20 protein-coding genes are annotated in these 23,857 nt (G+C 64.3%); 9 read left to right on the forward strand and 11 right to left on the reverse strand.

All coding sequences use genetic code 11. The annotated features are described in order from the left end of the window. Window positions 1-10: 10 nt before the first annotated feature. The 3 genes from IP68_RS10710 to IP68_RS10725 form a co-directional block, all read right to left on the reverse strand. Window positions 11-793, reverse strand: a complete 783-nt coding sequence (locus tag IP68_RS10710) for an enoyl-CoA hydratase-related protein (protein WP_054134973.1) — start codon at window positions 791-793, stop codon at window positions 11-13. A 198-nt stretch (window positions 794-991) separates the two neighbouring features. Beyond that, window positions 992-1,438: a methylmalonyl-CoA epimerase gene (gene mce / locus IP68_RS10715; RefSeq protein WP_054134974.1), complete on the reverse strand. Its 447-nt coding sequence runs from the start codon at window positions 1,436-1,438 to the stop codon at window positions 992-994. 280 nt (window positions 1,439-1,718) lie between these two features. Next, window positions 1,719-3,245, reverse strand: a complete 1,527-nt coding sequence (locus IP68_RS10725; protein ID WP_054134976.1) for an acyl-CoA carboxylase subunit beta — start codon at window positions 3,243-3,245, stop codon at window positions 1,719-1,721. A 111-nt stretch (window positions 3,246-3,356) separates the two neighbouring features. On the opposite strand from IP68_RS10725, the gene IP68_RS10730 reads away from it, so the two are divergent. Further along, the gene (locus tag IP68_RS10730) at window positions 3,357-4,769 is read left to right on the forward strand and encodes a short-chain fatty acyl-CoA regulator family protein (RefSeq protein WP_054134977.1); all 1,413 of its coding nucleotides are present in this window, start codon (window positions 3,357-3,359) and stop codon (window positions 4,767-4,769) included. Window positions 4,770-4,772: 3 nt separating this feature from the next. Here the strand turns inward: IP68_RS10730 and gor are convergent, their stop codons facing one another. Beyond that, on the reverse strand, window positions 4,773-6,119 hold the full coding sequence (gor, locus tag IP68_RS10735) for a glutathione-disulfide reductase (protein ID WP_054134978.1): 1,347 nt from the start codon (window positions 6,117-6,119) through the stop codon (window positions 4,773-4,775). Window positions 6,120-6,153: 34 nt separating this feature from the next. Further along, window positions 6,154-7,671, reverse strand: coding sequence for a glucose-6-phosphate isomerase (gene pgi / locus IP68_RS10740; RefSeq protein WP_054134979.1), 1,518 nt, complete (start codon window positions 7,669-7,671; stop codon window positions 6,154-6,156). Between the two features lie 135 nt (window positions 7,672-7,806). On the opposite strand from pgi, the gene lepB reads away from it, so the two are divergent. From lepB to era, 3 genes are read left to right on the forward strand one after another with little or no spacing between them, the layout of a single operon-like run. Next, a complete protein-coding gene (lepB, locus tag IP68_RS10745; RefSeq protein WP_054134980.1) occupies window positions 7,807-8,619 on the forward strand; it encodes a signal peptidase I in 813 nt (270 codons plus the stop codon). Beyond that, window positions 8,574-9,290, forward strand: coding sequence for a ribonuclease III (gene rnc, locus IP68_RS10750; protein WP_054134981.1), 717 nt, complete (start codon window positions 8,574-8,576; stop codon window positions 9,288-9,290). The genes lepB and rnc overlap by 46 nt, the downstream gene beginning before the upstream one ends. Continuing rightward, entirely contained in the window at window positions 9,287-10,210 is a 924-nt protein-coding gene (era, locus tag IP68_RS10755) for a GTPase Era (protein WP_054134982.1), read from the forward strand. Before rnc ends, era begins: the two co-directional genes overlap by 4 nt. On the opposite strand, the gene IP68_RS10760 is transcribed toward era, so the two are convergent. From IP68_RS10760 to plsY, 4 genes are all read right to left on the reverse strand, one after another. Next, window positions 10,177-10,968: a serine aminopeptidase domain-containing protein gene (locus tag IP68_RS10760; protein ID WP_054134983.1), complete on the reverse strand. Its 792-nt coding sequence runs from the start codon at window positions 10,966-10,968 to the stop codon at window positions 10,177-10,179. The two genes, era and IP68_RS10760, sit on opposite strands and share 34 nt — an antisense overlap. Window positions 10,969-11,073: 105 nt before the next feature. Next, window positions 11,074-13,680, reverse strand: a complete 2,607-nt coding sequence (gene topA / locus IP68_RS10765) for a type I DNA topoisomerase (RefSeq protein ID WP_054134984.1) — start codon at window positions 13,678-13,680, stop codon at window positions 11,074-11,076. 91 nt (window positions 13,681-13,771) lie between these two features. Then, a complete protein-coding gene (gene dprA / locus IP68_RS10770) occupies window positions 13,772-14,884 on the reverse strand; it encodes a DNA-processing protein DprA (RefSeq protein WP_054134985.1) in 1,113 nt (370 codons plus the stop codon). Window positions 14,885-14,908: 24 nt separating this feature from the next. Beyond that, window positions 14,909-15,523, reverse strand: a complete 615-nt coding sequence (gene plsY, locus IP68_RS10775; RefSeq protein ID WP_054135006.1) for a glycerol-3-phosphate 1-O-acyltransferase PlsY — start codon at window positions 15,521-15,523, stop codon at window positions 14,909-14,911. Between the two features lie 110 nt (window positions 15,524-15,633). On the opposite strand from plsY, the gene murI reads away from it, so the two are divergent. The 5 genes from murI to IP68_RS10800 all read left to right on the forward strand — a co-directional run bounded on the left by murI (window position 15,634) and on the right by IP68_RS10800 (window position 21,825). Next, window positions 15,634-16,455, forward strand: a complete 822-nt coding sequence (murI, locus tag IP68_RS10780; protein WP_054134986.1) for a glutamate racemase — start codon at window positions 15,634-15,636, stop codon at window positions 16,453-16,455. Window positions 16,456-16,747: 292 nt separating this feature from the next. After that, window positions 16,748-17,962: a 5-aminolevulinate synthase gene (gene hemA / locus IP68_RS10785; RefSeq protein WP_054134987.1), complete on the forward strand. Its 1,215-nt coding sequence runs from the start codon at window positions 16,748-16,750 to the stop codon at window positions 17,960-17,962. Window positions 17,963-17,966: 4 nt separating this feature from the next. Then, entirely contained in the window at window positions 17,967-19,223 is a 1,257-nt protein-coding gene (locus tag IP68_RS10790; protein WP_054134988.1) for a YceI family protein, read from the forward strand. A 32-nt stretch (window positions 19,224-19,255) separates the two neighbouring features. Continuing rightward, entirely contained in the window at window positions 19,256-20,260 is a 1,005-nt protein-coding gene (locus IP68_RS10795) for a ligase-associated DNA damage response exonuclease (protein WP_054134989.1), read from the forward strand. Further along, the gene (locus IP68_RS10800; protein ID WP_054134990.1) at window positions 20,260-21,825 is read left to right on the forward strand and encodes a cisplatin damage response ATP-dependent DNA ligase; all 1,566 of its coding nucleotides are present in this window, start codon (window positions 20,260-20,262) and stop codon (window positions 21,823-21,825) included. The genes IP68_RS10795 and IP68_RS10800 overlap by 1 nt, the downstream gene beginning before the upstream one ends. Window positions 21,826-21,833: 8 nt before the next feature. On the opposite strand, the gene IP68_RS10805 is transcribed toward IP68_RS10800, so the two are convergent. Both IP68_RS10805 and IP68_RS10810 read right to left on the reverse strand, forming a co-directional pair. Then, complete coding sequence (locus IP68_RS10805) at window positions 21,834-22,481, reverse strand: class I SAM-dependent methyltransferase (RefSeq protein WP_231683911.1); 648 nt, start codon at window positions 22,479-22,481, stop codon at window positions 21,834-21,836. A gap of 7 nt (window positions 22,482-22,488) precedes the next feature. Then, window positions 22,489-23,706 carry a DUF3419 family protein gene (locus tag IP68_RS10810; RefSeq protein ID WP_082382291.1) on the reverse strand — a complete coding sequence of 406 codons (1,218 nt, stop codon included), beginning with the start codon at window positions 23,704-23,706 and terminating at the stop codon, window positions 22,489-22,491. Between the last annotated feature and the right edge of the window lie 151 nt (window positions 23,707-23,857).

Below are 23,857 nucleotides of genomic sequence, written 5' to 3' on the forward strand. Positions count from 1 at the left end.
GTGTGTCTGATCAGCTGCCGGTGAAATTGGGCTTGCGCTTCTGCAGGAAGGATATCGCGCCTTCGCGTGCATCGTTGGTGTCGCCTGCAATCTTCTGTCCTTCGGCCTCGCGGGTCAGCGCGGTGGCAAAGTCGCATTCGAGCGCCTCGACAAGGTTCTTGCGCATGATGCCGAGCGCGACGGTAGGCAGCGACGCCAGACGTTTGGCCAGCGCCATCGCCTCGTCCATCAGGCTGTCATGCTCGACCACCTTGTAGACCATCCCCCAGTCATGCGCCTTGGCGGCGGGGATCTTCTCGCCCAGCATCATCATCTCGGTGGCGCGCGCCTTGCCGATCAGCCGGGTGAGCATCCAGCTCGCGCCGCCATCGGGCACCAGGCCAATGTTGACGAACGCCTGCAGGAAATACGCCTTTTCGCTCGCCACGACAAAATCGGGCGCGAGGCCGATCGAGCAGCCGACGCCTGCGGCCGGTCCGTTGACCGCGCTGATCGTCGGGATGTGCAGCCGGTGCAGCTTGAGCAGCATCGGGTTGTAATGCTGGGTCAGCGCCTTGTAGCTGCCCTGCCCGCCCGAGATCGAGCTGTCGCGCCCGCCCGACAAATCAGCGCCCGAGCAGAAACCCTTGCCTGCTCCGGTGATCACCAAGGCGCGCGCATCGCCGAGGTGATCGAGCGCATCGTTGATCTCGCCCGCCATCGGCAGCGAACAGGCATTGAGGCGCTCGGGCACGTTCAGCGTGATTGTGGCGATCTGGTCGGCGATATCGAGCTTTATGGTTTCGTAGGTCATGGTCGCAACTCTCTCCTGTAATTCCCCCCTCTCCCTTGACGGGAGAGGGTTGCGCAGACTTGGCGCTGAAAGCGCCTAGTCGAAGCTGGGAGAGGGTGTAGCAACCGCAAGGCGCTCACCGCCCCTCTCTCCAAGGTCGGTTCGCCGACACATCGGCAACCTTCCCTATCCTCCCCCTCAAGGGAGGAGGAGCAAGTATTAATGCCCCTCGCCCGGCTTCGGCGTCTCCATAATCTCGGTCAGCACCCCGCCCATATCCTTGGGGTGCACGAAGAAGATCAAAGTGCCATGCGCGCCGATCCGTGGCTCGCCCAGCACGCGCTTGCCCAGCGCCTCAAACTCCACTTTCGCCGCGTGGATATCGGGCACCTCATAGCAGACATGATGCTGCCCGCCGTTCGGGTTCTTCTCCAGAAACGCCGCGATCGAAGCATTGCCCGGCAGCGGCTCGATCAGCTCGATCTGCGTGCCGTTCATCGCGCCATCCGCGCCCGGCGTATCGACAAAGCACACCTTCACCCCCTGTTCGGGCAGGTCGAACGGCTCGTGAATCTTGGTCGCGCCCATGACATCGCGGTAGAACACGATGCTGTCCGCGATCGAGGGCGTAGCGACGCCGATATGGTTGAGACGGCCTAGTTTCATGCAATGATCCTCACGAATATCTGGCCCAAAACGATAAGCCCGAAAACCACCAATATGCAGGCTAGCCCCGTCCAAATTCCAATGGCGATCTGCTCAACCTTAAATGCTATCGGACGCTCAGCTTCTCGTACAATGTACATCCCGAAAAACTTCTCAAACTCCCGAGTTCGAAAACCTCGCTGAAGACGCCTTACTCCCCAGAACGCGAACGATGCGGCGATAGCCGTCCAAACGGCGGCAGATAACAATTGCCCAACGGCAGACTCAAGAAATTCACCGATCACAGCGGAATGTTGTCATGCTTCTTCCACGGGTTCTCCAGCTGCTTGTTCCGCAGCTTCCGCAAGCCGAGCGCGATCCTCCGCCGGGTCGAATGCGGCATGATCACCTCGTCGATGAAGCCCTTGGATGCGGCCACGAACGGGTTGGCGAAACGTGCTTCATATTCCTTGGTGCGCTCGGCAATTTCCTCGGGCGTCTTGCCCCGGAAGATGATCTCGACCGCGCCCTTAGCCCCCATCACAGCGATTTCGGCGGTGGGCCAGGCGTAGTTGAGGTCGCCGCGCAGGTGCTTTGAGGCCATCACGTCATACGCGCCGCCATAGGCCTTGCGGGTGATGACGGTGATCTTAGGGACGGTCGCCTCGGCATAAGCGAACAGCAGTTTCGCGCCGTGCTTGATGATGCCGCTGTGTTCCTGCGCCACGCCGGGTAGGAAACCGGGGACATCGACGAAGGTGATGATCGGGATCTCGAAACAATCGCAGAAGCGCACGAAGCGCGCGGCTTTCTTCGACGAGTTGATGTCGAGGCAGCCTGCCAGCACCATCGGCTGGTTGGCGACGACACCCACAGTGCGGCCTTCGATGCGGCCAAAGCCGGTGATGATGTTGCCCGCATGCGCTGGCTGGATCTCGAAGAACTCGCCCTCGTCGAGCGTCTTTTTGATCAGCTCGTGCATGTCATAGGGCATGTTCGGATTGGCTGGGATCAGCGTGTCGAGGCTGTTCTCGATCCGGTCGAACGGGTCAGCGGTCGGCCGTTCGGGCAAGTCCTCGCGGTTCGACAGCGGCAGGTAATCGATCAGGTCGCGCGCAGCGAGCAAGGCTTCGATGTCGTTGTCGAACGCCACATCGGCAACGCCCGACTTGGCAGTGTGCGTTACCGCGCCGCCCAGTTCCTCCTGCGTTACCACCTCGTTGGTCACGGTCTTGACCACGTCGGGGCCGGTGACGAACATGTAGCTTGAATCCTTCACCATGAAGATGAAGTCGGTCATCGCGGGCGAATACACCGCGCCGCCCGCGCATGGCCCCATGATGAGTGACAGCTGCGGCACGACGCCCGAGGCCAGCACGTTGCGCTGGAACACCTCGGCATACCCGCCGAGTGACGCCACGCCTTCCTGGATGCGCGCGCCGCCGGAATCGTTGAGGCCGATCACCGGTGCGCCGACCTTGAGCGCCATATCCATGATCTTGCAGATCTTCTGCGCGTGCCGCTCGGACAGCGAACCGCCGAACACGGTGAAATCCTGGCTGAACACAAAGACGAGGCGGCCATTGACGGTGCCCGATCCGGTGACAACGCCATCGCCGGGGATGATCTGGTCCTGCATGCCGAAGTCGACACAGTTGTGCTCGACATACATGTCGAGTTCCTCGAAGCTGCCCGGATCGAGCAGCACGTCGATGCGTTCGCGCGCGGTCAGCTTGCCCTTGCTGTGCTGCGCGGCAATCCGCTTTTCGCCGCCGCCCAGATGCGCTTTCTCGCGCCGCTCGGCGAGCTCTTCCAATATGGCCTGCATCGCATCCCTCTTGTCTGAAAATTGGTACGCTTCCTTTCCAGCCTTTGGGCATGGGCGCAAATGTTAAATTGCAAACTTGCAAAGCGCATGTTTGCAAACTAGCGTTCGGGCATGTCCACCCGCAAGCGCCTCTATGCCGGATCACGCGTCCGCGCTGCGCGCCGCCGCAGCGGATTGAACCAGGCGGCGATGGCCGAGGCGCTGGGGATTTCGGCGAGTTATCTCAGCCAGATCGAGAATGACGAGCGCCCGGTGACGACAGCGGTGCTGACTGCGCTGTCGCGCCGCTTCGCGTTCGAGACCGAGGGCGACGATGGCGCCGACGCTGCCCCCGCGGTGCAATTGCAGGCGGTGCTTGACGATCCGCTGTTTGCAGGCGCGGACATCGATCCGGCCCGGCTCGCGCGCTGGCAGGAGGTGCAGCCCGATTTCGCTGCGATGCTCAGCACGCTGTATCAGGGATACCGCCAGGCGCAGGAGCGCGCAGCGATGCTCGACGACAGTTTTGCGGGCACCGGCCAGCATACCGCGCGGCTGCCCTGGGAGGAGGTGCGCGACTGGTTTCACGAAGCGGGCAACTATATCGACCTGCTCGACCGCGAGGCCGAGCGGATCGCGGGCGAATTGGCCGATGCGCTGACCATGGATGGCCTGGTGGCGCGGCTTCAGGCGCGCCATGGCATCGCGGTCGTCGGCTGGCAGGGCAATGCTGCCGATAGTGCGCTCAGCCGGTTCGACCGGGCGACGAGGACATTGTCGCTCGACCGCAGCATGGCGCCGGAATCACGCTATTTCCAGCTCGCGCACCGGCTGGTGGCGGAGGAAATGCGCGATGCCATCGCCGCGCTCGCCGCCAGCGCGGACCTTCGCAGCGAGCAGGCGCGCAGGCTGGTCGCGGTGGGGCTCGCGAACTATGCCGCCGGCGCGCTGGTCATGCCCTACGCCGCGTTCCGCAACGCCGCCATGGCGTGCCGTCATGATATCGAGCAATTGAGCCAGCGCTTCGCCGTGAGCTTCGAGCAGGCCTGCCACCGCCTGTCGACGCTGCAGCGCCCCGGCGCGCGCGGGCTGCCGGTGTTCTTCTGCCGGGTCGATATGGCGGGCAACATCACCAAGCGGCACAGCGCCACCCGGCTGCAGTTCGCGCGCTTTGGCGGGGCGTGTCCCTTGTGGGTGGTGCACGAGGCCGCAGCGATCCCCGACCGTATTCTGGTCCAGCTCGCCGAGACCCCCGACGGGGTGCGCTATGTCTCGATGGCCAAAGGGCTGGTCAAACCCTCGGGCAGCTATGGTCGCAAGCCCCGCCGCTATGCGGTGGCCCTGGGCTGCGAGGTCGAGCACGCGCGGCATTTCATCTATGCCGACGGGCTCGATACCACCGCGGTCGGTGCGGTCACCGCGATCGGGATCGGCTGCCGCACCTGCCCGCGGGACAATTGCGACCAGCGCGCGTTCCCGCCCACCGATCGCCCGTTGCTGATCGACCCCGATCGGCGCGGCATGGTGCCGTACCGGATCGGGTGATCCTTACTTCATCAGCACCAGCTCTTCGGCCATGCTCGGGTGCAGCGCGATTGTGTCGTCGAACGCCTGCTTGGTCAGCCCCGCCTTCACCGCAATCGCTGCGGCCTGCAGGATTTCGGGCGAATCCGGGCCGATCATGTGCAACCCCAGGATCTTGCCCGAAGGCTCTTCGGTGATCATCTTGTACAGCCCGCGCTCGGCGCGATGCGCGAACACATTGCGCATCGGGCGGAAATCGGACGAATACACCCGGATGTTGCCATACCGGTTGCGCGCCTCGCCTTCGGTGAGACCCACCGAGGCGATCGGCGGCTGCGAGAACACAGCCGTGGGGATACAATTGTAGTCGACCGTGCTGGGCTTGCCACCGAAAACGGTATCGGCAAATGCCTGCCCCTCGCGGATCGCCACCGGGGTCAGCTGCACCCGATTGGTGACATCGCCCACCGCATAGATGCTGTCGCAGCTGGTCTTGCTGTACTCATCGACCGGGATCGCGCCCAGATCGTCGGTCTCGATCCCGGCATGTTCCAGACCCAGACCCTCGACATTGGGCACGCGGCCGGTGGCGAACATCACGATGTCGGTGTGGATCGGGTCCTGGCCCTTGAGATAAACATCGAGCGTTCCGTCCTCGCGCTTTTCGATCTTCTCGAACGGCGCGTTGAACTTGAACTCGATGCCCTTGGTCATCGAGATCTGCAGCAGCCGGTCGCGCAGCGATTCATCATAGCCGCGCAGGATGCTGTCGCCGCGGTTGACGATGGTCACCCGGGTGCCGAGGCCATTGAGGATGCCGGCGAACTCGTTGGCGATATAGCCGCCGCCCGCGATCACCGCGCGTTTGGGCAATTCGGCCAGGTGGAACATCTCGTTCGAGGTCAGGATGTGCTCGGCACCCGGGAAATCGGGCACGAACGGGCGTGCGCCGACCGCGATCAGGATGTACTTGGCGCTGATCTCCTTGCCGCTGGCGAGCTTGACCCGGTGGGGCGCGATGATCGTCGCGCGCTCCTCGATGATGGTGACGTTGTGGTTGTTGAGCGTCGACGTATACGCCGCGTTCAGCCGGTCGACATCGCCCAGCACGCGGTCGCGCAGCACGCTCCAGTCGAACTTCGCGCCCTCGATGGTCCAGCCGTAATTCTGCGCATCTTCCAAGTCTTCAGCAAAGTGCGATCCATAGACCAGCAGCTTCTTGGGGACGCAGCCGCGGATGACGCAGGTGCCGCCGACGCGGTATTCCTCTGCCACCGCGACCTTGGCGCCATAAGACGAGGCGATGCGCGACGCGCGCACCCCGCCCGATCCTGCTCCGATGACGAACAGGTCGAAATCATACTCACTCATGCACTGAAACTCCCGGGAAACGCTTGGACGGCCCTTACAGACCCGCAGCCTCGATCAGCGCGGCGGTGGAAGGGTCGAAATCGCCGGACTGGCGGTTGCCCATGGATTTGGCGATTTCCTTGCCCAATTCAACACCGAACTGGTCAAAAGGATTGATCCCCAGCAGCATCGCATTGGCAAAGGTGCGGTGCTCGTAGAACGCCAGCAGCGCGCCCAGGCTGGCAGGATCGACGCTGTCGAGCAGGATCGTCGCCGATGGCCGGTTGCCCGGATAGCTGCGCTGCGGGTCGTCGCTGGACTTGCCCTGCATCAGCGCGGCACCCTGCGCAAAGCAGTTGGTGAGCAGCGCACGGTGGTGGGCCTCGTCGAACTCGTGCACCGACAGCCGCGCCGCGATGAACTCGACCGGGATCAGGTGCGTGCCCTGGTGGAGCAGCTGGAACACCGCGTGTTGGGCATCGGTGCCCACCCCGCCCCAGGTGATCGGCGCGCTGGGCCGGGTGAGCGCGGAACCATCGCGCTTCACGCGCTTGCCGTTGCTCTCCATCTCGAGCTGCTGGAGGTAATCGGGCAGCAGCCGCAGCCGCTCGTCATAAGCGAACGCCGCGCGCGTCTGGCAGCCTCGGGTCTGGGTGTAATAGAGATCGGCAAACGCCGCGAGCACCGGCATGTTGCGCTCCCACGGCGCGGTCGCGAAATGCTGGTCCATCGCCAGCGCGCCCTCCCGGAAGGCGGCAAAGCCTTCGTTGCCGAGCGCGAGCGCCACAGGAAAGCCGATGCTCGACCAAACCGAATAGCGTCCGCCGACAGTCTCCGAAAACGGCAGGATGCGCGTCTCGTCGATGCCCCATTCGGCCGCCTTGTCGGGGGCTGCGGTGAGCGCGACCAGTTGGCCATAAGGGTCTTCCACCCCGCCCTCGCGCAGCCATTCTATCGCGCTGGTGGCGTTCATCAGCGTTTCGGTGGTGGTGAAGGTCTTAGAAGCGATCGCGACCAGGGTCTTGGCGGGATCGAAGTTCGCCACCGCCTCGGACAGCGCCTCGCCATCGACATTGGCGACGACCGCAACGTCATAGCGATCGCTGTCGCGGCACAGCGCGTCGATCACCAGTTTGGGCCCCAGCGCCGATCCGCCGATGCCGATGTGCAGGATGTGCCGGATCTCGCCGAACACGCCTTCGTCCACGGCCTCGACCAATGCGGCCATGCGCGCATGGAACATCGCCGCCTGATCGACGGAATCTGCGGCACCCATGCCGCGCTCGGCAGGGTGTTCGGACGCGCGATCCTCGCTGGTGTTGATCTTGGCGCCCGAAAGGAACTGGTCGCGCATCCCGGCCAGATGCATCGCTTCGGCGAGCTGTCCGAACATTCCGATCAGCCCGGCGTCGAGATGCGTCTTGGCGAAATCGAACAGCATGTCGGTGCCACCTATGGCGATCCGGTGCGAGAGCATGTCCAGGCGTCCCGCATCGCCTGCAAACAGATCGGCCAGCGTGGCACGGGGGTGGTCTGCAATCGATTGCCAGATGGCATCGGCGCTGTGCGGCATGGGAGCTCTCTTTCCTGAGGTTCGTCGGTTCGGCGGGTTTAGCGGGGCAATCCGGGCTTGGCGAGAGGCTTCACCCGGGTCATCGCTCGTCGAGAGGGGCTTGACGGGACATGGGGGCGTCCGCAAAGGGAGAAAATGACCGAAACCGTCGCAAACGCCCCGAAAGCCAAGTCCGAAACGGCGGACTTCCTGCAGTTTCTGGTCAAGCTGGCGATTTTCTTCTTCATTCTGCGCAGCTTCATCATTTCGCCGTTCAACATTCCGTCGGAATCGATGCAGCCGAGGCTGGTTGTCGGCGACTATCTGCTGGTGTCGAAATGGTCCTATGGCTATTCGCGATACTCGCTGCCGTTCAACCTGCCGCTGATCCCCGGACGCATCCTCGCAGGCCAGCCCGAGCGCGGCGATGTCGTGGTGTTCAAGGCACCGCCGACCGCCAGTGCGGACTATATCAAGCGCGTCATCGGCCTGCCCGGCGACACCATCGAGATGCGCGACGGCACGGTATGGCTCAATGGCAAGCCGGTGCAAAAGCAGCGCGTCGCCGATTTCCGCATCCCAGTCTCGCCCAACACCCGCTGCTATGACCGCAGCTTCGAGGTTCCGCTGAGCGATGGCACCGCGGTGTGCAGCTATCCGCGCTTCCGCGAGACGCTGCCCAATGGCAAATCCTATTATGTGCTCGACCTGATCGATGCGCCGCGTGACACCACCGAGGCGATCATCGTGCCGCAGGGCCACATGTTCCTGATGGGCGACAACCGCGACAACAGCCTCGACAGCCGCTTCCCCGCGGTCGAAGGCCAGGGCATCGGCATCGTGCCGCAGGACCATCTTGTCGGCCGGGCTTTGGTCACCGTCTTTTCCACCGACGGATCTGCGAGCTGGTTCCTTCCGTGGACATGGATCACCGCAGCGCGCTGGGATCGCATCGGGGAAGGCTTTTGACCCACCCCGTCGATCTTTCGGCCCTGGCGCCGATCATCGACCATGAGCCGAGCAACCCCGCACTCTTCGTGCAGGCGCTCACCCATGGCAGCACCGGCCAGACCCCCGATTACCAGCGGCTCGAATTTCTGGGCGACCGCGTGCTGGGCATGGTGATCGCCGATCTGCTGTATTCGCGCTTCCCCAAGGCGGCAGAAGGCCAGATGTCCGCCTTTCTCAACCGCCTCGTCTCGCGCGAAAGCTGTGCAGAGATTGCGCGTGCGTGCACCCTGGGTCCGCTGATCCGGCTGGGCAAGCAGGCGCGCGACGATGGCGGCGCTGGCAGCACCAACATTCTGGGCGATGTCGTCGAAGCGCTGATCGGCGCGCTGTATCTCGATGGCGGGATGGACAGCGCTCGCAGCTTTATCGAACGCCATTGGGCAGAGCGCATCGACGCAATCAGCGACGCCCCGCGCCACCCCAAGTCCGAGCTTCAGGAATGGGCCGCTGCGCGCAACCGAAAGACCCCGGTATACACCATGCTCGGCAAGTCCGGGCCCGACCATGACCTGCGCTTTACCGTGCGGGTCGAGATCAAGGGGCTGGGCATGGCGGAAGCCACCGGCACCAGCAAACAGGAAGCCGAAACGCTTGCCGCACGGCAGTTTCTGGCGGAGCACACGACATGACAGACACCACACCCACCCCCGCCGCCGCTTCGACCCGCTGCGGCCTCGTCGCCGTGATCGGTGCGCCGAACGCCGGCAAGTCGACGCTCGTCAACCAGCTGGTCGGCCAGAAGGTCGCGATCACCAGCCCCAAGGCGCAGACTACGCGCGTGCGGCTGCTCGGCATCGCCATCGCGGTCAACACCCAGCTGATGCTGGTCGATACCCCCGGCATCTTCGATCCCAACCGCCGCTTCGACCGCGCGATGGTCAGCGCCGCCTGGGAAGGATCGGACGGCGCGGACGTGATCGCACTGGTCGTCGATGCCAAGGCCAAGCTCAACGACCGGCTGACGACCCTGGTCGAGCAGCTCGCCACCCGGCGCGAGCGCAAGATCCTGGTGCTCAACAAGGTCGACATCGCCGCGAAGGACAAACTGCTGATCCAGGCGCAAAAGCTACACGCCGCAGGCAATTTCGACGAAGTGTTCTTCGTCAGCGCGCAGACCGGCGATGGCGTCCCCGAACTCAAGGCCTTTCTCGCCGATGCGATGCCCGAAGGTGCGTGGCACTTCCCCGAAGACCAGGTCTCGGACGCCAGCGAGCGCATCCTCGCCACCGAAATCACCCGCGAGCAACTGTTTAACCAGCTCCACGCCGAGCTGCCTTATGCGAGCGCGGTGGTTCCGGAAAAATACGTCACCCGCAAGGACGGCTCGGTCGAAATCCACCAGCAGATCCTGGTCGCCCGCGACACCCAGCGCGCGATCGTGCTGGGCAAGGGCGGATCGCGGATCAAGGAAATCGGCGAAAAGGCCCGCACCGAACTCGCCAAGGTGCTCGGAGTCGATGTCCACCTGTATCTCCACGTCAAGGTGCAGGAAGGCTGGGACGAGGACCGCGAAATCTATGAGACGATCGGGCTGGGCTGGGTGAAGTAGCTGCGCCAGTATTCGCGCAGGGTCGAGTAATGCGAGAGGCCTTCCAACAGATGCACGGCTTCGACACTGGGCAGGCGGCGCCCGAGGTCCTTTGCCATTGCAACAGGTGACCAGGTGTCCGCAACGCCTTGATAGAGCGTGACAGGCTGCGTGACCTCGTGGAGTTCGGCCTCCCAGCCCTGAACGTACAGCGCGATTTCACCGATGTAGGTTGCGCGTTGGGCCCCAAGCGACTGCTGCAGGATCGGCAACATTGCCGCCTTGAACGCAGCGTCCTTGCTGAGCGCTATATCTGCGCCTTGCGCCGATGCGAACAGGGCATCGTGCAATCTGCCCGGAAACAGCCTCGCGGCGACGAATTGCAGCCGCACAAGGCCGGCGAACAGCGTCGGGTTCGACCTTGCCAGCCTGAACACCGGTGCGCCGGCCAGGCCGCCGAGGTAATCGCCCAGCCCGAGCGGGGCTGCGGCAGATACCAGGTCGATCCACCTGACCTGCGAACCCAGATATGGGGCCGTACGCAAGGCAACGCTCGCCCCCAGCGAAAAGCCGATAAGGCGCAGCGGCTGGTTCGGGAAGCGAGTCTGTATGTTCCTTGCGAGTTGCCCGAAATATCCCGCAGGGTCGGCTCCGGCCTTGATGCTGGAGCGGTCAACCACATGGACGGCGCCAAGCCCATCGGCCCAGTGATCGCCAAACAGCACCATCTCGCCCGAGCTTCCGGGAATACCGTGAAAATAGATCGGTTGTTCCGCCATGCCCGATGCTTAGCACGCACTTCCGCCGCTGTTAACGACGACCCGAAGGCCCGACTGATGCAGCAAGTCTCTCCCCTCCCGCAGGCGGGAGGGGAGAAGCTTGCATCAAGCCTCTGCTTTTGCGGGCTTCTTCGGAGCCGCCTTTTTGGCCGGTGCCTTCTTCGCCGCTGGCTTTTTCGCGGGCGCATCCTTCTTTGCCGCAACCTTCTTCGGTGCCGCCTTCTTCGCCGCGGGCTTCTTGCCCTTCTTCGCGGGCGCCTTCGCCGCGCGTTCGGCGATCAATTGCAGCGCGACGTCCAGCGTCAGTTCGTCCTTGTTCACATCCTTGGGAATGGTCGCATTGACGCTGCCGTCGGTGACATACGCGCCATAGCGGCCGTCCATGATCTTGACCTCGGTGTCGGTCGCAGGGTTCGTGCCCAGCACCTTGAGTGGCGCAGGCGCGGCGCGGCTCGAGCGGCCGGGATTGGCGAGTGCCTCGGCAAGCTTGACCACGGCGGCGTTCATGCCGGTCTCGAACACCTCCATCGTGCCGCCAAGCTTTGCGTACTTGCCGTTGTGCGACAGATACGGACCATAGCGGCCGATACTCGCGGTGATCGTCGCGCCAGTCTCGGGGTGCGCGCCGATCTCGCGCGGCAGCGACAGCAGTTTCAGCGCCCATTCGAGCCCGAAATCCTCGCCCGGAACATCCTTGGGGATCGACGAGCGCTTGGCTTCCTTGCCCTCGCCCATCTGGACATAGGGTCCGAAGCGACCCGAGCGCTTGGTCACTGGCTCGCCGGTCACCGGATCGTTGCCCAGTTCCTCGGGACCGTTGTCGCCGCCATCGCCCTCGCCGCCGCCCTGGGCGAACCGGCGGGTGTATTTGCACTCGGGGTAATTCGAGCACGCCACGAACGCGCCGAACTTGCCGCCGCGCAGCGCGAGACGGCCCTCGCCGCATTTGGGACACAGCCGCGGATCGCCGCCATCTGCCTTTTTGGGGAACAGATACGGCTCGAGGAAGATGTCGAGTTCGGCGGTGATCTCGGACGGCTTCTGCTCCATCACCTCGGCGGTCTTGGGCTTGAAATCGCGCCAGAAGGCTTCGAGCACGCTGCGCCATTCGGCACGCCCGCCACTGACATCGTCGAGTTCGTCCTCGAGCCCGGCGGTAAAGTCATAGGCGACATAGCGCTCGAAGAACCGTTCGAGAAAACCTGTCAGCAACCGGCCCGATTCCTCTGCAAAGAAACGGTTTTTCTCAACCTTCACATAGCTGCGATCTTTCAGCACCTGAATGATCGAGGCATAGGTCGAAGGACGCCCGATGCCGAGCTCCTCGAGCCGCTTGACCAGCGACGCTTCGGAAAAGCGCGGCGGGGGCTGGGTGAAATGCTGGACCGCGTCGACCGATTTCTTCGCGGGACTGTCGCCCTTGGACATGATCGGCAGCAAGCCGCCGTCTTCGCTGTCGGAGTCATCGAGCCCTTCCTCGTAGAGCGCAAGAAAGCCTGGGAATTTCACCACCTGGCCGTTGGCGCGCAGCGCGGTACGCCCGGTGCCATCGACCAGTTCGACCACGGTGCGCTCGAGCAGCGCGGTCGCCATCTGGCTGGCCAAAGCGCGCTTGAAGATCAGGTCGTACAACCGGGCATGGTCGCCCGAGCCTGCCCTGTCGCGCGAAAAATCGGTGGGGCGGATCGCCTCATGCGCTTCCTGCGCGTTCTTGGCCTTGGTCTGGTACTGGCGCGGGGTTTCGGGGAGGTAATGGCCCGAATAGCGATCCGAAATCGCCTTGCGCGCTTCCTGGATCGCGCCGGGGTCCATCTGTACACCGTCGGTCCGCATATAGGTGATCGCGCCGTCCTCGTAGAGCGATTGTGCGATCCGCATCGTATGGCTGGCCGAGAAGCCGAGCTTGCGCGCGGCCTCCTGCTGCAGCGTCGAGGTGGTGAACGGCGGCGGCGGGTTGCGCTTCAGCGGCTTGGTCTCGACCGTCTCGACAGTGAAATGCCCGGCCTCGACCTTAGCCTTGGCGGCCTCGGCCGAGCCTGCGTTGCCCAGCGAGAGCTTGTCGAGCTTCTCGCCCTCAAGCCGGACCAGACGCGCGGTGAAGGGCTGGCCGCCCTGCTCCATCTGCGCGGTGACCGACCAATATTCCTGAGCGGTAAACGCCTCGATCTCGCGCTCGCGCTCTACGATTAGCCTGAGAGCGACCGACTGCACGCGGCCTGCCGACTTGGCGCCGGGCAGCTTGCGCCACAGCACCGGCGAGAGCGTGAAGCCGACCAGATAATCGAGCGCCCGGCGCGCGCGATAGGCATCGATCAGATCGGTATCGAGCTGGCGCGGTGCGGCCATCGCCTCGGTCACCGCTTTCTTGGTGATCGCGTTGAAGGTAACGCGCTCGACCTCCTTGGGCAGAACCTTGCGCTTGGTCAGCACCTCTAGCACGTGCCAGCTGATCGCCTCGCCCTCGCGATCCGGATCGGTCGCGAGGATCAGACGGTCGGCCTTCTTGGCCTCGTCGGTGATCGCCTTGAGCTGCCGCGTCTTGTCGGCATAGGCTTCCCAGACCATGTCGAAATCATTGTCCGGATCGACCGAGCCATCCTTGGGCGCGAGGTCGCGGATATGACCGTACGAGGCGAGCACCCGGTAATCGGAGCCGAGGTATTTTTCGATGGTCTTGGCCTTGGCCGGCGACTCGACGATAACCAGTTGCATTGATTGGACTTTCTGAAAGCTCTCGCGTGTGCGTATAAGCTGGGGCCGGTTATCCGCATTCGTCAAGGGCGTCCATAGGCCATAATCGAGGTCAGATCAGTGACACCTTTCCCGCCGCATGCCGCTCGATCAGTCCGCCAAGTTCCAGATCGAGCAGGATCATCTGGACCGCCCCGCTCTCCAGCCCCGACTGACGTACGAGTTCGTCCATGCCGACAGGCGACGGGCTGAGCAGGCTGATGACGTCTGCCCGCGTCTGGTCGTCCGGTTCGGCAACGGGCGCTGCGGCGGCATAAAGGTTCGTGGGCGTGGCGACCTTCTGCGTCCGGGAACCGGCAAAGGGCTCGACCAGATCCAGAATGTCGGCGACGCTCTGCACCAATGTCGCGCCGCCGCGGATCAGCTCGTTGCAGCCGCGCGAGCGCGAATCGAGCGGCGAGCCGGGGATCGCCATGACGTCGCGCCCGGCTTCGGCGGCCAGCCGCGCGGTGATCAGCGAGCCTGACCTGGGCGCAGCCTCGACCACCAAAGTTCCCAGCGCCATCCCGGCGATGATCCGGTTGCGATAGGGAAAGTGCCGCGCCAGCGGTTCGGTGCCCGGCGGCTGCTCGGCGATCACCAGCGCGCGTGCGCCCATCTCGGCCTGCAGCGCGTGGTTCTCGGGCGGGTAGCTGATGTCGATGCCCGATGCGATCACGCCTGCGGTGCTGCCGGGGCCTGTCCCTGCGATCCGCAACGCGCCCTGATGCGCGGCGGTGTCGATCCCGCGTGCAAGCCCGGAGACGACGAGATAACCCGCTTCGGCGAGCTCTCCTGCGATCTGCCGGGCAAAGCGGCACGCGGCGGCAGAGGCATTGCGCGCGCCGACCATGGCAATCGACGGCCGCTGCAGCAGCGCCAAGTCGCCGCGGACGGTCAGCACCGGCGGCGCATTGTCGATATGCCCAAGCAGCGCGGGATAGCGATCATCGTCGGCAAACAGGTAGCGCGCGCCGGCGGCCTCGACACGGGCGACCTCGGCGGTCACCTGCGCCACGGTTGCGATCCGGATCGCCCTGCCCCCGGCGCGTTGCACCAGGTCGGGCAGCGCCTCGATGGCCGCCTGGGCGTTGCCGAAGCGTGCCATGAGCTGGGCGAAACTGATCGGGCCGATGCGATCGCTGCGCAGCAGGCGGATGCGCGCAAGATGCTCGGCATCAAGCACGGGACAGGCCCGCCAAGCCAGAAGTCAGGCGGCGGAGGACTTGCCGATCTTCGGCTCGGTGCCGGCAATCAGCCGCTGGATGTTGCTGCGGTGCTTCCAGAGCACAAAGCCCAGCATGACCACGAACACCCATAGAGCCTGCTCCCGTCCAAACCACCATGCCGCCACCGGCATCGCCGCTGCCGCCATGATCCCGCCGAGCGAAGAGAACCGCGTGGCAAACGCTACCGCCAGCCACACCACGGCAAAAACGACGCCCAGCGGCCAGTAAAGCGCAATCGCGATACCAAGCAAGGTCGCAACCCCCTTGCCGCCATTGAACTTGAGCCAGATCGGATACAAATGCCCGAAAAAGGCGCCCAGCCCGGCAAACGGTCCACTGCCCGGAGCGATGGCCTCGGCGATCGCGATCGCCGCAGCGCCCTTGCCCAGATCGAACAGCAGGGTCGCTGCAGCCAGCCCCTTGCGCCCGGTACGCAGCACGTTGGTCGCACCGATATTGCCCGACCCGATTGAGCGCAGATCACCCGCGCCCGCCATCCGGGTGAGGATGATGCCGAACGGGATCGAGCCCAGCAGATAGCCCATCAGCATCAGTGCACCGAGCGTCGCCACCGCGATTCCAGCCAGATCGTTCATCATTGCCAACCCTTGTTCCTGTACGGCAAATCGTCTGCCGCGTGCATAGGCAAAGCGGCGGTTTTGGCAAGCATGGTTGATTGCGCCGACCGCGATGCTAAGCGGGGATTATGACGTCCTCATTGCCTGCCGAGCCCGCCATCGCTGCCGATGCGCCGCTGCTGTTCTTCGATTCCGGCGTAGGCGGTCTGACGGTGCTGGATGCGGCGCGCGCGCTGCTTCCCGATGCACCGATCGTCTATGCTGCCGATTTTGCAGGCCTGCCCTATGGCGAAAAGAGCGAGGCAGAGATTGCCGCGCGCGTGCCTGCGCTGCTCGGGCGGCTGGTGGAGCGCTATCGCCCGCGGCTGATCACCATCGCCTGCAACACCGCCTCGACCATTGCCCTGCCCCAGGTACGAGCCGCGCTCGACCTGCCGATCGTCGGCACCGTGCCCGCGATCAAGCCCGCGTCCGAACAGTCGCGCAGCCGCGTCATCGGCGTGCTGGGGACCGAGGCGACGGTGCGCCAGCCCTATGTAACCAACCTGGCACGCGAGTTCGCCAGCGACGCCACCATCCTGCGCTTCGGCGCGCCCGAACTGGTGCGCGCGGCCGAAATGAAGCTGCGCGGCGAAGTGCCCGACCCTGCGATCTTCGACCGCGCCGTCGCGGGACTGGTCAGCCAGGAACGCGCAGTGGCGATCGATACCGTAGTGCTGGCCTGCACGCACTTTCCGCTGGTGCAGGACGAGCTCGCGCGTGCCTTTGGCAGGCCGGTCACCTTCGTGCACGGCGCAGAAGGAATCGCCCGGCGAATCGCGTATCTCACCCGCGGCCAGAGCTTTGTCGGCAACGGGCTGCGCTTCGTGGCAACCGGCCCCGCGGGCGACATCGTACCCTACAAGCCGGTGCTCGAGGCGCGCGGATTTACAAGCTTCGACACGCTTTGAGCGCCTGCTGATCGACTGGTTCGATCATGGCGATGTGCAATTTCGGTTGGTCGCAAGCCTCGTCCTGGCCTACCCCGGCAACGTATTGGAGCGGCTTCAGGATCACGGCAATGCTGCAGGGTGGGACAATTTGTCCACCCCGCAACCGGCCCAAACCCCGCAGTTGCGAGCCGTTATCGCTGGAAATGCGGGATTTAATTGCTATTACATCGCCAGCCAACGCGTCAGCAATGGGTCGCTTCACACCAGCGCAACGGCATGGGTTATCACTCGTCAGGACTAAGGTGGCCGCGTGAACTACGACCAGATTTTCGAAGCTGCGATTGACCGGCTGCACGCCGAAGGCCGTTACCGGGTGTTCATCGACATCTTGCGCAACAAGGGCGCCTATCCCAATGCGCGGTGCTTTCACGGTCACAACGGCCCCAAGCCGATCACCGTGTGGTGCTCCAACGATTATCTCACCATGGGCCAGCACCCCAAGGTGATCGAGGCGATGGAAGAGGCGCTGCACAATGTCGGCGCGGGCTCGGGCGGCACGCGCAACATCGGCGGCAACACGCATTATCACGTCGAGCTGGAACACGAGCTGTCCGACCTGCACGACAAGCAGGGTGCCTTGCTGTTCACCTCGGGCTATGTCTCGAACGATGCGACGCTCTCGACGCTGGCGCGCATTCTGCCCGGTTGCATCATCTTTTCAGACGAACTCAATCACGCATCGATGATCGCGGGGATCCGGAACTCGGGCTGCGAAAAGCGCGTGTTCCGTCACAACGACGTCGAGCATCTCGAAGAACTGCTCGCCGCCGAAGACCCGGACGTGCCCAAGCTGATCGCGTTCGAAAGCGTCTATTCGATGGATGGCGATGTCGCCCCGATCCACGCGATCTGCGACCTGGCAGACAAGTATAACGCGCTGACCTATCTTGACGAAGTGCACGCCGTTGGCATGTACGGCAAGCGCGGCGGCGGCATTTCGGAACGCGACGAGGCGGCGCATCGGCTGACGATCATCGAGGGCACATTGGGCAAGGCGTTCGGCGTGATGGGCGGTTATATCGCCGCCGACCAGCGGATCATCGATGTCATTCGCAGCTATGCTCCCGGCTTCATCTTCACCACATCGCTGTCGCCCGTGCTGGTTGCAGGCGCGCTCGCCAGCGTGAAGCATCTCAAGCAGTCGAGCGAGGAGCGCGACGGCCAGCAGGCAGCGGCAGCGATGCTCAAGCAGCTGTTCACCGAAGCCGGGCTGCCGGTGATGGACACCACCACGCACATCGTTCCGCTGATGGTGGGCGATCCTGTCAAGGCCAAGCGGATTAGCGATATGCTGCTCGCCGAATACGGCGTATATGTTCAGCCGATCAATTTTCCCACCGTGCCGCGCGGTACCGAAAGGCTGCGTTTCACTCCGGGCCCGTCCCATGATGAAGCCATGATGCGTGATCTGACATCGGCTTTGGTGGAAATCTGGGAAAGGCTCGAGCTTCGCAAGGCAGCCTGATGTCATGGCCCCAACCCGTTATAGCCTGGGCGCTATCGTTCTCCACTGGCTGATCGCCGCGGCGCTCGCCTTTCAGATCATCTTTGCAGAATCGCTCGAAGGGCCGCGCGGTCCCGACCTGTTTGCCCGGTTCCAGCTGCACAAATCGGTCGGGATCACCATCCTGTTGCTGAGCGTCCTGCGGGTCGGATGGCGGCTGATCGTGCCGCGACCTGCTGCGGTGCCCGGACCGAAATGGGCGATGACTCTGTCCTCGCTGGTGCATCTGGGCTTCTATATCGTCATGATCGGCGCGCCGCTCACCGGGTGGATCCTGGTGTCGACCTCTGACATCAAGGTGGACACGCTGCTGTTCGGATCGATCCCTTGGCCCAATCTGCCGGTTCCGCAATGGATGGGCGAGCCTTCCGAGGAGATCCACGAGATCCTGCCCAATGTCGGCATCGCGCTGCTCGTGCTGCATGTCGCAGGCGCGCTGAGGCACCAGTATCTGCTCGGAACCCCGATCCTGGCGCGGATGCTCCCCGGTGGACGTGGCAAGGCGATTGGCGCCGTGGTTTTGGCCGCGGCGATCATGCTCGGCGGCATCTTGCTGGGCAAGATCGTCGATCCCAAGGGCGCCAGCGCAGCGCCTGCGGCTTCAATGCCGACCGAGGCGGAGCCGGTTGCAGCCCCAGCGGCGGCCCCCGAGCCGGTTGCAGCCGCTGAGCCGCTCGCGGCCGAAGAGGCACAGGCCAAGCCATCCGACGAAGAAGCCAGTGCGCCACGCACCTGGGCCCAGGCGCCCGGCGGCAGGCTGGGCTTTACCGCACAATGGAATGGCGAGCCGGTCACCGGCAGCTTCGGCAAATGGTCGTCGACGATCCTGTTTGCGCCCGATGCGCTGGAAGCGTCCAAGGTCGATGTCAGCATCGACCTTGCGTCGGTTGATACCGGCGACAGCCAGCGCGATGGTACGCTCACCGATACCGATTTCTTCGACACATCGCGCTTTGCCAGGGCCAGCTATCGCGCCACCCGCTTCACGGCTCTGGGCGGCGACCGCTATCGCGCCGATGGCACGCTAACCTTGCGCGGCGTCAGCAAGCCGGTGCCGCTCGCGTTCACGCTGACCATTGCGGGAGACAAGGCGCGTGCACGCGGCACTGCGCGGATCGACCGCACCAGCTTCGGCGTCGGTCAGGGCGAGTATGCCAGCACCACCGAAATCGCGGGCCCGGTTGCGATCAGCTTCGACTTTGCGGCGACCGCCAAAGATTGAAGCTGCCCTGCGGGCACCCATATGCTCAAGTGATGAGCAGCGCCCCCCACTGGATCGAACCCCATCCCCATGGCATCTTCGTCCGCCCCGCCAACGCCTGGATCGATCCCTCGCGCCCGGTGTCTCGCGCGCTGATCACGCATGGCCATGCCGATCACGCGCGTGGCGGGCATGATGCAGTGTGGGCGACGCCCGAAACGCTGGCGATCATCAATCTGCGCTATGGCCGTTATCCGGGCGAAAACGCGATTGGATATGGCGATGCGCTTGATCTCAATGGCGTCAAGGTGTCATTCCACCCGGCAGGCCATGTGCTGGGCTCGGCGCAGATCCGGATGGAATATCAGGGCGAAACTGTCGTTGTTACCGGTGATTTCAAGCGGCGGCCCGATCCCAGCTGCGCACCGTTCGAACTGGTGCCGTGCGACATTTTCATCACCGAGGCGACCTTCGGCCTGCCAGTGTTCCGCCACCCCCCAACGTCCGAGGAAATCGGCAAGCTGCTCGCCATGCGCGAGGCGCACCCTGAAGGCTGTGTGCTGGTCGGCGCCTATGCGCTGGGCAAGGCGCAGCGGGTGATCACAGAACTGCGCGCGCTGGGCTATGACGAGCCGATCTATCTGCACGGCGCGCTCGAGAAGATGTGCGCGCTCTATGCCGATCATGGCGTCGCGATGGGGCCGCTGCTGCCGGTGGCGGGCACCGACAAGGCCGATCTGCGCGGCACCATCGTGCTTGCCCCGCCCTCGGCGCTCGCCGACCGCTGGAGCCGCCGCCTGCCCGATCCGGTCACCTCGATGGCCTCGGGCTGGATGCGGGTGCGCGCCCGCGCGCAGCAGCGTGGCGTCGAACTGCCGCTGATCATCTCGGACCATGCAGACTGGGACGAGCTGACCACCACGATCCGCGAGGTGGCGCCCAAGCAGGTGTGGGTCACCCATGGGCGCGAGGAAGCGCTGCTGCGCTGGTGCGAGCTGCATCAGATCAAGGCGCGCGCGCTGGCACTGATAGGCCGCGAAGACGAGGACGAGGGCTGATGCGCGCGTTCGCTGCGCTCGTTACCCAGCTGGGCTATACCCGCTCGCGCAACGCCAAGGTCGCGCTGATAGCGGACTATCTGCGCGCTGCACCCGATCCCGATCGCGGCTGGGCGCTGGCCGCGCTGACCGGCGAGGCGGATTTTGCGGCGGTGAAATCCTCGTCCGTCCGCACCATGGCGATGGAACGGGTCGATCCCGAACTGTTCCGCCTGAGCCGCGATTTCGTCGGCGATACCGCCGAAACGGTCGCGCTGATCTGGCCCGAGACAGCACCTCCCGCCAATGACCTGCGGCTTGCCGATGCGGTGGACAGCTTTGCCGGGGTCAGCCGGGCCCGCGCGCCAGCGCTGCTCGCCGAATATATGGACAGGCTGGACAGCGATGGCCGCTATGCGCTGATCAAGCTCGCGACAGGCGCAATGCGCGTCGGCATCTCCGCCCGGCTCGCCAAGACCGCTTTTGCCCAAGCCTTCGGGCTGGATGTCGATGCGGTCGAAGAGGTGTGGCACGCGCTGTCGCCGCCCTATGCCAGCCTTTTTGCCTGGGGTGAAGGCGGCGCGCGGCCCGATCCCGAGGGCACCCCCTATTTCCGCCCGTTCATGCTCGCGCACCCGCTCGAGGACGGCACGGTCGACCTTGCCGATTATGCTGCCGAGTGGAAATGGGATGGCATCCGCATCCAGATCGTCCGTGTCGGTGATGACGTGAGGCTGTTCAGCCGCGGTGGCGACGACATCACGCCCGCCTTCCCGGACATCGCCGCGCACATGCCGGTCGAAGGCGTGTTCGATGGCGAACTGCTGGTGCGGGGCGATGCGCAGATGGGCGAGGCTGCAAGCTTCAACGCACTGCAGCAGCGGCTGGGGCGCAAGACAGTCTCGGCCAAGATGCTCGCAGAGGCGCCCGCGTTCGTGCGGCTGTATGATCTGCTGATCGACGGCTGCGAAGACCTGCGGCTGCAACCCTGGCACCTGCGGCGCGCGCGGCTCGAGCAGCGCATGGGCGCGCTTCCCGCCGACCGGTTTGACCTGTCGCAGATCATCATGGCGCAGGATTTCGACGAGCTCGGCCGCATCCGCGATGGCGCGCGAGATGCCGCGATCGAAGGCGTGATGCTCAAGCGCCGCGACAGCCTGTATGTCCCCGGGCGCCGCGTTGGGCTGTGGTACAAATGGAAGCGCGATCCGCTGAGCGCCGATTGCGTGATGATGTATGCGCAACGCGGCAGCGGCAAGCGCTCGTCCTTCTATTCGGATTATACCTTCGGCTGCTGGACCGTGGACGGCGAGCTGGTCCCGGTGGGCAAGGCCTATTCGGGGTTTTCCGACACCGAGCTCAAATGGCTCGACAAGTTCGTGCGGCAGAACACCGTCAATCGCTTCGGCCCGGTGCGCGAGGTCGAAAAGTCGCTGGTGCTCGAGGTGGCCTTCGATTCGATCCACGAATCAAAGCGCCACAAATCGGGTATCGCAATGCGCTTTCCGCGTATCTCGAGGCTGCGGCGCGACAAGCCCGCTGCCGAGGCGGATACGGTGACGACGCTGCGAGCGCTGATAACCTAGGGCTAGGCTCAGCCGCCGATCACCGCATACTGCGCATAGCCGCGATAGAGGTTGCGGTGCTCGACCAGCAGGCCGCGCTGATGGGCGACCTGCCGCGCCACCGCTTCAAGTTCGGCCCTGGGACTGACCTGGAACCGGTCCAGCCAGGCATGCAGACCGCGTGAGAACCACTCGGGCAAACCCCGCTGGCTGCCGAAATCGACGACATGCATCCTGCCGCCGGACACCAGCGCATCGGCACCCGCCGCGATCGCCTGCTCCCAATCCGGGATCATCGACAGCGTGTAGGAGCAGAACACGCGGTCCACCCCGGCGATGCCGAACAGCCGCCTGGGCGAAAATGCGGTGGCGTCGCCCTTGGTCAGGCTGATCCGCTCCGAAAGCCCAGCGCGCCGGACCGATTCGCGCGCATTTTCCAGCATTGCTTCGGAGATATCGAACCCGAGAAACCGCGCATGCGGATAGCGCCGCGCAGCAAGGATCAGGTTGCGCGCGGTCCCGCATCCCATTTCCAGCACCAGCCCGCCCGGGGGCGGTGCCAGATCGGCGATCAGCCGGTCACGCCCCAGCAGATAATATTTGCGGGTCAGGTCGTAAATATGCCGCTGGGTGCGGTAGATCGCATCCATGCTTTCGCCATGGTCGGATGTCGGCATGCTCACCTCATTTGAGGACATACAAATGCACCCCGCCATAGATCGAGGAGCGGTCGCGCGCGGTAAATCCTAGCGAATCCGCGGCGCGATAATCCCAACGGCCCAGCAGCTCATCGGGGACGCGGCCCGGCAGCAGGCTGGGTTCGGCAGCGGTGCGGAACAGCACGCGGGCGCCGGGGCGCGCGGTGCGGGTGATCTCTTTCCACAACAGGGTCAGCTGCTGGTCGTTCATCCAGTCCTGCGCGTCGAGCAGAACATAACGGTCGAGACTGGTATCGGCGTTCGCCTGCAGCCGTTCGACGAAATTGGCATGCTCGACCTCGACCCGGCCCGCGCGCGCGCGAACAAGGTCGTAGTTGGCCGCCTGCAGATAGGGCGGCAGCGGTGTGTCAGCACCCTTGCCATAGCCTCGGCCAAAGGCTTGCCAGGCAAAGTAGTTGTCACGGATTTCAAAGTCACACGCCAGCTTTTCCAAGCGCTTGCGTAGCACATCTGCCATCTTTTCGTCACCCGCCAGCGCTTCGAACTGCGCCGGCGGAATTCCGAGGCCGAACAAGGCAGGCGGCTGATCGGTGAGCCAGCGGACGAACTTCTTGTCGAATACCGGCGCCAGATGCTGCTCGAACATCGCGCGCTGCTCTTCCAGTGTCGAAGCGGTGAGCATCATCCTGAGATCGATCTTGTACAGCCGCGCCAGCAGATGCGCGGTGCCGATGAAGCCGCCGAGCAGCCCGCGTTTGTACAATCCGCTGCTGAACCCGCCGATGCGCCTGCGCCCTGCCAGATCACGGCCTTCCCAATAGCTGCGGCTGGTCTCGTCGAGATGCGGGCGGATATGCTCTTTGTAGGCGCGCAGGTTCTGCTTGCTGTCGGCCTGTCCGAAGAAGCGGTGGAAATGCGCATGATCGGGCAGATGCAGCGCCGCAGCGACCTTGAGCTTGTTGAGCGCGATATGCGCGGTGTTGAGATCGACCGCGATGATCTGCGCGGGGTCTGCCACCAGATAGGACAGCACGTTGCAGCCGCCCGATGCGATGGTGATGATCCGGCTGTCGGGCTGGATCTCCAGCGCCTCCATGTCGACCACCGGGTCCTCCCAGATCTGCGCATAGACCAGCCCCTTGAAGGCAAAGGCAAAGGCGCGTTCGAACAGCCCCTGCTTGCTGACCGTGGTCGATTGGGTAACCGCTTCCATGATCTTGGTATTGCGCATCGTGCCGGCCATATCGCCTTGCCCCCTTGCTCAGTGGTTGAACCTCTGAATGGGCGCGCTAGGCGGTCCGCGTGACCCGTGCATGACGGTTTGGCGACAGCGCATGTCATAATCCGCAGGCGCCAGACACAAAATGGCCCGCCGGTCTGGGGGGACCGGCGGG

The sequence above is a fragment of the Blastomonas sp. AAP25 genome (genome assembly GCF_001295965.1).
Classification (GTDB): Bacteria; Pseudomonadota; Alphaproteobacteria; order Sphingomonadales; family Sphingomonadaceae; genus Blastomonas; species Blastomonas fulva.